The following is a 10,733-nucleotide window of genomic DNA, read 5'->3' on the forward strand; positions in this document are numbered from 1 at the left end:
GCTAAAACTCGCCGCGAGGGGACAAGCAGGGAATACGAATGCCGGATCAGGTTGACTGGCGGGCGATTGAACGCGAGGCCGGACCAGGCCAAGCGGTCGGTCGACTCCTACGCGATCAACGCGAGGCGCGCGGTCTGGACCTGACTCAAGTCGAGAAGAGCATCCGCATCCGTCGCGCTCATCTCGAGGCGATCGAGGAAGGTCGCTACGACAAGCTTCCCGGCGCCGCCTATATCCCTGCCTTCCTTCGCGCCTACGCCGCCCATGTCGGTCTCGACCCCGAAAAGGTCATGACCGCCTATCACCTGTCGGGCGCGGTTCCCATCAAGCGTCCGGTCGCGCTGCCCGCCGATTTCCCGATCATGGAAAGGCGCGCGCCGATCGGCCTCGCGGTCCTCACGGTCCTTCTCGTCGTCGGCGCCGGCTATGGCGTGTGGCACTACATGCCGCGCGAGCAGGCGGTCGTGGCCGAGAAGGTGCCGCCGGTGCCGGATCGTCTGCTCTCGGAGCGCCCGAATCCGCCGAGCACGACAAGCGCGCCGAGCGCGCCCAAGCCGGTCAATCCGTTCATTCCCCAGCTTCCGCCCGCGCCCGGCCAGGAAACCCGCACGATCACCGGCTCCCTGCCGGCCCAGGTCTGGCCCGCGCAGCGCCTCGATGGTGGCGCTCCGGCCGCGCCGCTGGCGCCGCCGCCGGTCGTCGCTGTCGTTCCCGCGCCGCCGCCGGTCGTGATGAATGTTCCGTCGATCGGCCAGGCGCAGGCCGCCCAGCCGCCGGCCCCGATCGATCCGCCGCGGATCGACCAGGCCAAGCCGGTCGAGGAAGCCACCGCCAAGCCGCCCGAGCCGACGCCCGCGTCGCTGCCGGTCAAGGTCAACACGCCGATCAGCGTGAAGATCAACAGCTGGGTCGAGCTTCGGGCGCCGAACGGCGACGTGCTGACGCAGACCTATGTCCGGGCCGGCGAAAGCTACGTGGTTCCGGCCGGTATCGCCTACCGCATCACCGAGGCGCGATAGCACCGTCGCGGCTTTGTAATAGCCCGACGGCTGGCGGAGGCGGGGCCCCGCCGCTACATTGTCCCCATGAGCATCAGACCGTACCGCGACATCCAGCGCCGCAAGTCGCGGCGCGTGATGGTTGGGTCCGTGCCGGTGGGCGGCGACGCGCCGATCACCGTCCAGACCATGACCAACACGCTGACCGCGGACGCCGACGCGACCATCGCCCAGATCCGCCGCTGCGAAGAGGCGGGTGTGGACATCATTCGCGTGTCCTGCCCCGACGAGGATTCGACGGCGGCCCTGTCCAAGATCGTGCGGGCCTCGAAGGTCCCGATCGTGGCCGACATCCACTTCCATTATAAGCGCGCCATCGAGGCGGCCGAGGCGGGTGCTGCCTGCCTGCGCATCAACCCCGGCAATATCGGCAGCGCCGAGCGGGTGCGCGAGGTGGTGAAGGCGGCCAAGGACCATGGCCTGTCCATGCGCATCGGCGTCAACGCCGGCTCGCTGGAAAAGGACCTGCTCGAGAAGTATGGCGAGCCCTGCCCGGAGGCGATGGTCGAGAGCGCGCTCGACCATGCGCGCATCCTGCAGGACCACGACTTCCACGAATTCAAGATCAGCGTGAAGGCGTCCGACGTCTTCCTGGCGGTCGCGGCCTACCAGCAGCTCGCCGACGCCTGCGACTACCCCCTGCATGTCGGCGTCACCGAGGCGGGCGGCACACGCACCGGCACGGTGAAGTCGTCGATCGGCATGGGCTCGCTCCTGTGGGCCGGCATCGGCGACACGATCCGCGTCTCGCTCTCGGCCGAGCCCGAGGAAGAGGTCCGCGTCGGCTTCGAGATGCTGAAGGCGCTGAACCTGCGCCATCGCGGCGTCAACATCATCTCCTGCCCGTCCTGCGCGCGTCAGCAATACGACGTTATCCGCACGGTCGAGGCGCTGGAGAAGCGCGTCGCCCACATCACCACGCCGATGACGGTGTCGGTGATCGGCTGCGTCGTGAACGGGCCGGGCGAGGCACGCGAGACCGACATCGGCTTCACCGGCGGCGGCTCCAACACCCATCAGGTCTACATCGCGGGCGTCCCGCATCACCGGTTGAAGGACGCCAACGTCGTCGATCATCTGGTCGGGCTGATCGAGAAGAAGGCGGCCGAGATCGAGGCTGCAAAGGCCGAAGAGAGCAAGGCGAAAGAAGCCGAGCGACATCGCGCTGCCGCCGAGTAGCGACCCGAGGCCTTCCTTTCCCGACGTTTTTTCAAGGCGATTTCCCGTGAGCAAGATGCAACCCGTGCGTGGCACGCACGACCTTCTCCCCGACGATTACCGGCGCTTCGCGCATGTCGTCGACACGGCACGCGACGTGGCGCGCCTCTACGGCTATCGCGAGATGGCGACGCCGATCTTCGAGTTCACCGAGCTCTTTGCGCGCGGCATTGGTGAAACCACCGACGTGGTGTCGAAGGAGATGTACACCTTCGCCGATCGCGGCAACGAATCGCTGACCCTGCGGCCGGAATACACCGCCGGCATCTGCCGCGCCTTCGTGTCGAACGGCGAGCTCACGCAGCAGCTTCCGCTGAAGGTCTTCGCGGCGGGACCGATGTTCCGCTACGAGCGACCGCAGAAGGGCCGTCAGCGCCAGTTCCACCAGATCGATCTAGAGGTCCTGGGCGCGCCCGAGCCGGGCGCCGACATCGAGGTGATCTCGGTCGCGGCCGACATCCTCGATCGCCTCACGATCCTCGATCGCTGCGTGCTCAAGATCAATTCGCTCGGCGATCCCGAGAGCCGCACCGGCTATCGCAAGGTGCTGACCGACTACTATTCCGGCCATGTCGACAAGCTCTCGGAGGATTCGCGCAATCGCCTGTCGCGCAATCCGCTGCGCATCCTCGACAGCAAGGACGAGGGCGACAAGGCGCTGAACGCCAACGCGCCGAGCTTCTCGGATCACCTGAACGAGGCCAGCCGCGACTTCTTCAAGTCGGTGCAGGACGGACTTACGGCGGCCGGCATCGCCTTCGAGGTCGATCCAGCGCTGGTGCGCGGCCTCGACTACTACACCCACACCGCCTTCGAGTTCGTGACCACCCATCTCGGCGCCCAGGGCACCGTGCTGGGCGGCGGCCGCTATGACGGGCTGATCGCCGAACTGGGTGGCCCGCCGACGGCTGGCATCGGCTGGGCCGGTGGCATCGAGCGGCTGATGATGCTGGCCGACGAGCCCAAGCCCCTGCCGCGACCCGTCGTCATCGCGCCGCTCGGTGCGGCGGCCGAGGCCAAGGCGCTCGGCATCGCGCGGACCTTGCGCAAGCAGGGCATCGCGGTCGAGCAGGACTATCGCGGCAACATGAAACGGCGCATGCAGCGGGCCAACAAGCTGAACGCCCGCGCCGCGCTGATCATCGGCGACGACGAGCTGGCCAAGGGCGTGGCCCAGCTCAAGGACCTCGACAGCGGCACCCAGCGCGAAGTACCGCTCGACGGTCTCGCTGAAGCTCTGAAGGTCTGAGATGTCGCTGCTGTTGAAACTGAACCAGATCGTGACGCGGCATGCCGAGCTGCAGGCGGCGCTGTCCGCCGGCACGCTCGACTCGCAGAAGTTCGTCGCGGCCTCGAAGGAGTATGCCGAGCTCGGCCCGCTCGTCGAGGCGGTGAACGAGTGGCACAAGGCCGAGCGCGAGCTGAAGGATACCGAGGCGATGGCCTCCGATCCCGATATGAAGGCGATGGCCGAGGAAGAGGCGGCCGACATCCGCAAGCGCCTGCCCGAACTCGAGCGCACCGTGAAGCGGATGCTGCTGCCCAAGGACGCGGCCGACGAGAAGAACGCCATCCTCGAAATCCGCGCCGGCACCGGCGGCGACGAGGCGGCCCTGTTCGCGGCCGACCTGTTCCGCATGTACCAGCGTTACGCCGCGGAAAAGGGCTGGAAGTTCGAGATCATGGAACTGTCCGACACCGGCATCGGCGGCTATCGCGAGGCGATTGCCACGGTGACGGGCCGCAGCGTGTTCGCGCGCCTGAAATTCGAATCGGGCGTGCATCGCGTGCAGCGCGTGCCGGCCACCGAGACCCAGGGCCGCATCCATACCTCGGCGGCGACGGTGGCGGTGCTGCCGGAAGCCGAGGAGGTCGACATCAAGATCGACGAGAAGGACCTGCGCATCGACGTGTTCCGCGCCTCCGGCCCGGGCGGCCAGTCGGTCAACACGACCGACTCGGCGGTGCGCATCACCCACATCCCGACCGGCGTCGTCGTCAGCCAGCAGGACGAGAAGAGCCAGCACAAGAACCGCGCCAAGGCGATGAAGATCCTGCGCGCGCGCCTCTACGACGCCGAGCGCCAGCGTCTCGACGATCTGCGCGCCGCCGATCGCAAGGGCCAGGTCGGCAGCGGCGATCGCAGCGAACGCATCCGCACCTACAACTTCCCGCAGAGCCGGGTGACCGACCACCGGATCAACCTCACCCTCTACAACCTCGCCGAGATTCTCGACGGGCGCGGCCTGGACGCCATCGTCGATGCCCTGACCTCCGAGGATGAAGCCACGCGGCTGGCGGAGCTCGCGGCCTAATTGGCGGAGGGCGCCACCTACGACGCGCTGCTGCGCGACACGGCCGTCGCTCTGACGGCCGCCGGCATCGACAATGTCCGCTTCGAAGCCCGCCTGCTGCTGAGCCACGCCTCGGGCCTCACGATTGAGCAACTGGTCGCGCGCGGGCGGGACACGGCGCCGCCCGCCGTCGCAGTGGCGTTGCGCGAACTCACGGCGCGGCGCCTGCGGCGCGAGCCGATGGCCTACATCCTGGGCGAGCGCGAATTCTGGGGCCTGTCGTTCAAAGTCTCGCCGGCGGTTCTCGTGCCGCGCCCCGACAGCGAGACGGTGATCGAGACCGTGCTCGACCTGTTGCCCGATCGCGGCGGCAAGCTGCGCTTCCTCGATCTCGGGCTCGGATCGGGCTGTCTCCTGCTGACGCTGCTGCGAGAATATCCGCAGGCGACAGGTGTCGGGATCGACGCGTCGGACGAAGCGCTGGCCGTCGCGCAGGCCAATGCCGAATCGCTCGGCGTCGCGTCGCGGGCGCGGCTGGAAGCCGGCGACTGGCGGCAGGCGGGCTGGGCTGAAAGGCTCGGCGGGCCGTTCGACCTGCTGGTATCGAACCCGCCCTATATCGAGAGCGCCACGGTCGAGGGGCTGATGCCCGAAGTGGCCCGGCACGAGCCGCGGCTGGCGCTCGACGGCGGCGCCGACGGGCTTGCGGCGTATCGCGTCATCGCCGCCGAAGCCCCCCGCCTGGTGGTGCGCGGTGGCTGGGCGGTCGTCGAAGGCGGCGAGGGACAAGCGCCTGATATCGCCGCACTTTTTGCCGCTGCCGGCTTCACGCCCCAAGTCGCCCGCAGGGACCTGGGCGGGGTCGATCGGGTGGTGCCAGCCCAGCATTAAGAGGTTGGCAACCACAGGGAATGAGACTAGGTTCCTTTCACCCCTTGGGGGGTCCTTGGTCCGACCGGTCTGTGGCGGCGGACACCAAACCCCCTGAAATTCAGCCGTGACGGCGCCCGGGAAGGGCAGAGGGGCTCTAACAACAACATCCGTCCGGCGTGTAACTGGCCCAGGTTTAATGAGACCCAACAATCGTCAGCGGTCGCGCGGCGGTCGCAATGGTGGCGGCGGCGGTGGCGGCGGTGGAAACAACCACCACAAGCCCCAGCATCACAATCCGAACCGCCCGCCCAATCGAAACCAGATTTTCGATAGCAGCGGCCCCGACGTCAGGGTTCGTGGCAACGCGCACCAGGTCTTCGACAAGTACCAGTCGCTGGCCCGCGAGGCGGCGTCTTCCGGCGATCGCATCCTGGCCGAGTCCTACTGGCAGTACGCCGATCACTATTACCGGATGATCCAGGCCCAAGGTGGCTTCGTCCAACGCAACAACCTCGGTTGGGGCGAGAATGGCGAGGAAGGCCAGCCCGGACAGCAGGGCCAGCAGCCCGGCCAGCAGGGCCAGCCCGGCGGCGAGGGGCAGCAGAACGGCGGCGACCACGCGCCGACCAACGAGCGCGGCGGACAGTCCGAGCAGGGCCGCGCCGACGATGGCCAGGGCGAGCATCGCCAGTCCGATTACCGCCAATCCGACAATCGTCAGGGCGACAACCGTCAGACCGACGGTCGCCAGGACAATCGCCAATCCGACAATCGCCAGTCTGACAGCCGTCAGGGCGGCGATAACCGCCAATCCGACAACCGGCAGTCCGATCGCCGCTCGTCCGACCGTCGTCCGTCCGACGCCGAGGACGAGCCCGGCCTGAACGGCGTGGCCTTCCTCCAGAAGGGCCGCACCTCGTCGGGCAGCAACGATCCGGCGGTCGACGAGCAGCCGGAAGTGCCGGAATTCGTGCCCGCCAGCAGCGGCCGGCGCTGACCGACCAGTCGCCGATCCATCCAGAAAAGACGCCCGCCGGCAGCCGCCTGCGGGCGTTTTCTTTGCCTAGAGGTGAACCAGCGTCGGGGCGACGAAGGCCAGGACCGTGAAGCCCAATCCCACCGCACCCAGGCCGACCGACAGGAAGGTCAGCCAGATTACCGAGGTAAGCGCAGCGGCGCCCGCCAGCACGATGGCGAGCTGGAAAGCCGCCGAGCCGTATTCGAACATGTGATAGGCGGCCAGGGAGCGGTCGCGCAGCTCTTCCTTGACCTTGGCCCGGGCCGCCAGCTCCTTGCGGCCCTCGTTGGTCTCCGGCTCGGTGTCGTAGCGCTGTGCCGTCTTCCGCCATTGCTCGGCCTGCGCCTTGAGGGCCGGCGGCATGGTGCCCGGACTGTCCTTGAAAGTGGCTTCGACTTCTTCGGCGGCGGTGCGCAGCGTCGTCTGCCGGATGGTCTTGCCCTGGAAGAAGGACCACAGGTTCGACGCGTCGATGTGGCTGGAAAGCGAGGTCGTCTGCGAACTCTTGCCGCCCATTTCCGAGACCGCCAGCAGGGCGGCCAGGATGGCGACCAGCAGGGCGATTTTCTTGTTCGATCCTTCGACGTGGCCGTGGCCGCCCGACATTTTATGCCTCCTGTCTTGGTTGCCGCGTTCTTAGCTTACGACCATGACAGGCGGAAGGTGCACATGGCCTGAAGGTCTTGCACCCCGCCAATTTGCTCCCATATCGCCCTCAGGATGCTTCTTCGGAGGGTCCGCTCTTCCGCCCGCCGCTCGACGGGGGCGTAAAGGAAAGGGTTGAGTAATGAATCAGGAAAAATACACCGAACGCATGCGGGGCTTCCTGCAGAGCGCGCAGATGATGGCGCTCCGTGAAGGCCACCAGCGACTTATTCCAGACCACGTACTGAAGGTCCTGCTCGACGATCCGGAAGGCCTCGCGGCCAATCTGATTGGCTCGGCGGGTGGAGATTCGCGCGCGGTCTACCGCGCCGTCGAAGCCAACCTCGCCAAACAGCCCAAGGTCGAGGGCCAGGGCTCGGGCCAGATCTACCTGGCGCCGGAGACCGCGCGCCTGTTCGACCAGGCCGAGTCGATCGCCGAGAAGGCGGGCGATTCGTTCGTCACGGTGGAGCGCATGCTGATCGCCTTGGTGCTCGCCAAGGGCACCGAGGCGGCCGATGCGCTGGCCAAGGGCGGGGTGAAGCCCCAGGCCCTCGAAAAGGCCGTGCAGGAGCTGCGCAAGGGCCGTACCGCCGATTCGGCGTCGGCCGAGGACAGTTACGACGCGCTGAAGAAGTACGCCCGTGACCTCACCCAGGCCGCGCGGGACGGCAAGCTCGACCCGGTGATCGGCCGCGACGAGGAAATTCGCCGCACCATCCAGGTGCTGAGCCGCCGCACCAAGAACAATCCCGTGCTGATCGGCGAACCCGGCGTTGGCAAGACCGCCATCGCCGAGGGCCTCGCGCTGCGCATCGTCAACGACGACGTGCCGGAATCGCTCAAGAACAAGAAGCTGATGTCGCTCGACCTCGGCTCGATGGTCGCGGGCGCCAAGTTCCGCGGCGAGTTCGAGGAGCGCCTCAAGGGCGTGCTGTCGGAGATTTCGTCGGCCGAGGGCGAGATCATCGTCTTCATCGACGAGCTGCACACGCTGATCGGTGCCGGCAAGGCCGACGGTGCGATGGACGCCTCCAACATGCTGAAGCCCGCGCTGGCGCGTGGCGAGCTGCATTGCGTGGGCGCCACGACGCTCGACGAGTATCGCAAGCATATCGAGAAGGATGCCGCGCTGGCGCGGCGCTTCCAGCCTGTCTTCGTGGCCGAGCCGACGGTCGAGGACACGATCTCGATCCTGCGCGGCCTCAAGGAGAAGTACGAGCTGCACCATGGCGTGCGGATCGCGGACTCCTCGATCGTGGCCGCCGCGACGCTCTCCAACCGCTACATCGCCGACCGGTTCCTGCCGGACAAGGCGATCGACTTGATGGACGAGGCCGCGAGCCGCATCCGCATGCAGGTCGACAGCAAGCCCGAGGCGCTGGACGAACTCGACCGGCGCATCATGCAGCTCAAGATCGAGAAGGAAGCGCTCAAGAAGGAAAGCGATTCCGCGTCGCGCGACCGTCTCGAGCGCCTCGAGAAGGAGCTGTCGGAGCTCGAGCAGAAGTCGGCCGCGCTGACCGCGCAGTGGACTTCGGCCAAGGACAAGCTCGCCGACTCGCAGAAGGTGAAGGAGCAGCTCGACAAGGCGCGCTCCGAGCTGGAAGCGGCGCAGCGGCGCGGCGAACTCGCGAAGGCGGGTGAGCTGGCCTACGGCGTGATCCCCGACCTCGAGAAGAAGCTCAAGGAAGCCGAGACCCACGAGGTCGCGGGCGGCAAGGGCGTCAAGGAAGAGGTCATGCCCGAGGACATCGCGGCCGTCGTGTCGCGCTGGACCGGCGTGCCCGTCGACAAGATGCTCGAGGGCGAGCGCTCGAAGCTTCTCCGCATGGAGGAGGAGATCCACAAGCGCGTGATCGGCCAGGACGAGGCCGTCGTCGCGGTGGCGAATGCGGTGCGTCGCGCGCGTGCGGGCCTGCAGGATCCGAACCGTCCGATCGGTTCGTTCCTGTTCCTCGGCCCCACAGGCGTCGGCAAGACCGAGCTCACCAAGGCGATCGCGGCGTTCCTGTTCGACGACGACACGGCGATGGTGCGCATCGACATGAGCGAGTTCATGGAGAAGCACGCCGTCAGCCGCCTGATCGGCGCGCCTCCGGGCTATGTCGGCTACGATGAGGGCGGTGTCCTCACCGAGGCGGTGCGGCGCCGGCCGTACCAGGTGATCCTGTTCGACGAGGTCGAGAAGGCGCACCCCGACGTGTTCAACGTGCTACTGCAGGTGTTGGACGACGGTCGTTTGACCGACGGTCAGGGCCGCACGGTCGACTTCAAGAACACGCTCATCATCCTGACGTCCAATCTGGGCAGCTCGCATCTGGCGGCCCTGAAGGACGGCGAGCCCACCGAGTCGGTGCGCGAGCAGGTGATGGAGGATGTGCGGCGGGCGTTCAGGCCTGAGTTCCTGAACCGTCTCGACGAGATCCTGCTGTTCAACCGGTTGAGCCGCGCGCACATGACGGACATCGTCGAAGTGCAGATGCAGAAGCTGTTGAAGCTGCTGGCCGATCGCAAGATCACGCTGAAGGTCGACGGCAAGGCGCTGCAGTGGCTGGCCAATCGCGGCTACGACCCGGTCTACGGGGCGCGGCCACTCAAGCGGGTGATCCAGCGCAGCCTGCAGAATCCGCTGGCGACGCAGCTTCTCGAGGGCAAGATCCGCGACGGCGATACTGTCGAGGTGGGCGTCGAGAACGGAGAACTGACGGTCGGTGGCGAGCGCGTCCTGAGCGACGCGGCCGACTAAGGGCTAGTCGCCCCTGGCGATCTGAGACGGCGCGGGTTCCTTCGGAGCCTGCGCCGTTTTCTTTGGGGCGGGCTTGGTTTCCGCGGGCTTTTCGGCCTCGCCGGCGACCGGCGCGTTCCTGAATTGCGCGAGGTATTGCTTGGCCAGCGCCTGGAAACGCGCCGCGTCCTTGCCGCCCACGGTGCCGCGCATCGCGAACTTCTGGGTGAGCGGGTTGACGTGCTTGCCGCCCTTCAGGAACTCGTAATGCAGGTGCGCGCCGGTCGACATGCCGGTCGATCCGACGAAGCCGATCACCTGTCCCTGACGCACCGAGACGCCTGGCTTGATGCCGGGACCGATGCGCGACATGTGGGCGTAGGCCGTTGCGACGTCCTGGGTGTGCTGCAACTTCACGTAGAGTCCGTAACCGCCATTCGGCCCTGCGGACACGACCTTGCCGGTGCCGGCGGCGAGGATCGGCGTGCCCGACGGGGCCGCAAAATCCACGCCCGCGTGCAACGCACTGAAGCCCAGGATCGGATGTTCGCGCATGCCGAAGCGCGAGGTGATGCGCGAAGCGTCCATCGGCGTGCGAAGAAACGAGCGTAAAACGCTCTCGCCTTGCGGGTTAAAGAATCCATCGGCACCACCTTGCGGGCGGTAGCGGATCACGGTGACGGTTCGCTTGAGGAGTCGCAGCTCGCCGGCAAGCAGGCGACCCGGATGCGTGACCTTGCCGTCGCTCGTCACCAGTTGCTCGAGCAGGATGGTGAACTTCTGGCCCTGCTTCAGCTCGCGCTGGAAGTCGACGTCGTAGGAAAGCGCGCGGACGAATTCGATCATCGCCGCCGATGGTGCGCCCGCCTTGATGCCGCTCTGCTGCAGCGAGCCGTCGC

The 10,733-nt window shown here is 67.1% G+C and carries 9 protein-coding genes (1 of these 9 running past the window's edge); 7 read left to right on the plus strand and 2 right to left on the minus strand.

What is annotated here, in order from left to right; translation table 11 throughout:
• Positions 1-38: 38 nt before the first annotated feature.
• The 6 genes from AC1RP5_RS07770 to AC1RP5_RS07795 all read left to right on the plus strand — a co-directional run bounded on the left by AC1RP5_RS07770 (position 39) and on the right by AC1RP5_RS07795 (position 6,440).
• Positions 39-1,019 carry a helix-turn-helix domain-containing protein gene (locus tag AC1RP5_RS07770; RefSeq protein WP_493110055.1) on the plus strand — a complete coding sequence of 327 codons (981 nt, stop codon included), beginning with the start codon at positions 39-41 and terminating at the stop codon, positions 1,017-1,019.
• A gap of 66 nt (positions 1,020-1,085) precedes the next feature.
• Positions 1,086-2,237 carry a flavodoxin-dependent (E)-4-hydroxy-3-methylbut-2-enyl-diphosphate synthase gene (gene ispG, locus AC1RP5_RS07775; RefSeq protein ID WP_493110056.1) on the plus strand — a complete coding sequence of 384 codons (1,152 nt, stop codon included), beginning with the start codon at positions 1,086-1,088 and terminating at the stop codon, positions 2,235-2,237.
• A 55-nt stretch (positions 2,238-2,292) separates the two neighbouring features.
• Complete coding sequence (hisS, locus tag AC1RP5_RS07780; RefSeq protein ID WP_493113309.1) at positions 2,293-3,525, plus strand: histidine--tRNA ligase; 1,233 nt, start codon at positions 2,293-2,295, stop codon at positions 3,523-3,525.
• 1 nt (position 3,526) lies between these two features.
• Positions 3,527-4,591, plus strand: coding sequence for a peptide chain release factor 1 (gene prfA / locus AC1RP5_RS07785; protein ID WP_493110057.1), 1,065 nt, complete (start codon positions 3,527-3,529; stop codon positions 4,589-4,591).
• Entirely contained in the window at positions 4,592-5,461 is an 870-nt protein-coding gene (prmC, locus tag AC1RP5_RS07790) for a peptide chain release factor N(5)-glutamine methyltransferase (protein ID WP_493110058.1), read from the plus strand.
• A gap of 178 nt (positions 5,462-5,639) precedes the next feature.
• Positions 5,640-6,440, plus strand: a complete 801-nt coding sequence (locus tag AC1RP5_RS07795; protein WP_493110059.1) for a DUF4167 domain-containing protein — start codon at positions 5,640-5,642, stop codon at positions 6,438-6,440.
• Between the two features lie 66 nt (positions 6,441-6,506).
• Here the strand turns inward: AC1RP5_RS07795 and AC1RP5_RS07800 are convergent, their stop codons facing one another.
• The gene (locus AC1RP5_RS07800; RefSeq protein WP_493110060.1) at positions 6,507-7,067 is read right to left on the minus strand and encodes a DUF4337 domain-containing protein; all 561 of its coding nucleotides are present in this window, start codon (positions 7,065-7,067) and stop codon (positions 6,507-6,509) included.
• 181 nt (positions 7,068-7,248) lie between these two features.
• Here AC1RP5_RS07800 and clpB point away from each other — a divergent pair, with 181 nt between their 5' ends.
• On the plus strand, positions 7,249-9,855 hold the full coding sequence (clpB, locus tag AC1RP5_RS07805) for an ATP-dependent chaperone ClpB (RefSeq protein ID WP_493110061.1): 2,607 nt from the start codon (positions 7,249-7,251) through the stop codon (positions 9,853-9,855).
• Positions 9,856-9,858: 3 nt separating this feature from the next.
• On the opposite strand, the gene AC1RP5_RS07810 is transcribed toward clpB, so the two are convergent.
• Positions 9,859-10,733, minus strand: partial view of a peptidoglycan DD-metalloendopeptidase family protein gene (locus tag AC1RP5_RS07810; protein WP_493110062.1) — the 3' portion only. The gene runs 667 nt beyond the window's last position; the window shows 875 of its 1,542 coding nt (coding positions 668-1,542); its start codon lies off the right edge, out of view; the stop codon is at positions 9,859-9,861.

The organism is Reyranella sp. GW821-FHT12G01, from assembly GCF_058806575.1.